Source organism: Chryseobacterium sp. WLY505, assembly GCF_030846215.1.
Lineage (GTDB): Bacteria > Bacteroidota > Bacteroidia > Flavobacteriales > Weeksellaceae > Chryseobacterium.
The window spans coordinates 1-1,642 of the sequence record NZ_JAVCWI010000026.1 but is presented as its reverse complement, the minus strand read 5'-3'; the positions used below and the strand labels follow the sequence as shown (position 1 = coordinate 1,642).

The following is a 1,642-nucleotide window of genomic DNA, read 5'->3' as shown; positions in this document are numbered from 1 at the left end:
ATTGTTATCTTTTGTATACTGCAAATTTATAGTGGTGCTAAAAGTTTCTTTGTAGTGGAAAAAGGAAGTTCACGTAGTAAAATCACTACAAGGTTTATTCATATGATCAATAGAAAAGCCCTCAATACTTTGACAGTATTGAGGCTGTATATAAATTGCTGTTATTTCTATTATAAAGCTGTCGTAATATAAATTCCCGGATTTTGAATTGTATCTGTATCGGGACAATACATACAAAATCAAAGGCCTCCTGAGGAAGCCTTCGAAACACCAAATCACAAAATATTAATATGAAAAAAATTAACTTATAAAGCAGTCGCGGTATAAGTTACTGTTTGCGTATAAGTTCCGGCTGGCTTCCCTAAAATATCATAAGATGAAGATTTTGCAGCTGGAATAGTGTAGTCCAGGTTTAGGGTTAATGCGCTTCCCAGCGGGGCATTGGTAACTAAATTCTGATCTGTTGCAGATAAAACCACAGTATTTTTTGTTCCACCCATTGATCCGGCAGCTGTAGCTGCTTTGATCGTCAAAACATTCACAGGGATTAAGTTCGTTCCATTCATAAAATTAGCACCTCCTGCTTTTACTTTAACATTAAAGTTCTTTGTAGAAGTAACTTTCAAAGAGTTCGCTTTGGTAATGGTCTGATCAGAGTTGTAGTCTGCTGCAGTAGCATAGTTGAAGTCAACCGTATTACCAATGGCAGTACTTCCTGCATCGATAGAGATTACGTCATTCAGGGTAATGTTTACGGTTGTAGTTGCAGTTGTATTTTGGGCTTGAACATTGCTAGTTCCAAATATGATAGCTCCAAAAGTTAAGGCTGTGATTACGAGTTGCTTTTTCATGATGGTAATATTTTATTGTTATTTTTTACTTAATTGTTATCTTTTGTATACTGCAAATTTATAGTGGTGCTAAAAGTTTCTTTGTAGTGGAAAAAGGAAGTTCACGTAGTAAAATCACTACAGGATTACCCATTGGGTTTATAGAAAAGCCCTCAACACTTTACAGGTACTGAGGGCATGTATATTGATGTGTTTTTTTATTATAAAGCAGTCATAATATAATTCCCGGATTTTGAATTTTATCTGTATCGGTACAATACATACAAAATCAAAGGCCTCCTGAGGAAGCCTTCGAAACACCAAATCACAAAATATTAATATGAAAAATTAATTTATAAAGCAGTTGCGGTATAAGTTACTGTTTGCGTATAAGTTCCCGCTGGTTTACCTAAAATATCAGACGATGATGATTTTGCTGCTGGAATAGTATAGTCCAGGTTCAGGGTTAATGCACTTCCTAGCGGGGCATTGGTAACTAAATTCTGATCTGTTGCAGATAAAACTACAGTATTTTTTGTTCCCCCCATTGATCCGGCAGCTGTAGCTGCTTTGATCGTCAAAACATTCACAGGGATTAAGTTCGTTCCATTCATAAAATTAGCACCTCCTGCTTTTACTTTAACATTAAAGTTCTTTGTAGAAGTAACTTTCAAAGAGTTCGCTTTGGTAATGGTCTGATCAGAGTTGTAGTCTGCTGCAGTAGCATAATTGAAGTCAACCGTATTACCAATGGCAGTACTTCCTGCGTCGATAGAGATTACGTCATTCAGGGTAATGTTTACGGTTGTAGT

The 1,642-nt window shown here is 36.1% G+C and carries 2 protein-coding genes; both read right to left on the bottom strand.

From position 1 onward, the window contains the following. Nucleotides 1-305: 305 nt before the first annotated feature. A complete protein-coding gene (locus RAH34_RS22760; protein ID WP_306597674.1) occupies nt 306-851 on the bottom strand; it encodes a peptidoglycan-binding protein LysM in 546 nt (181 codons plus the stop codon). 332 nt (nt 852-1,183) lie between these two features. Further along, nucleotides 1,184-1,642 (bottom strand): peptidoglycan-binding protein LysM (locus RAH34_RS22755; RefSeq protein ID WP_306597673.1); only part of this gene is annotated, 459 nt, incomplete at its 5' end.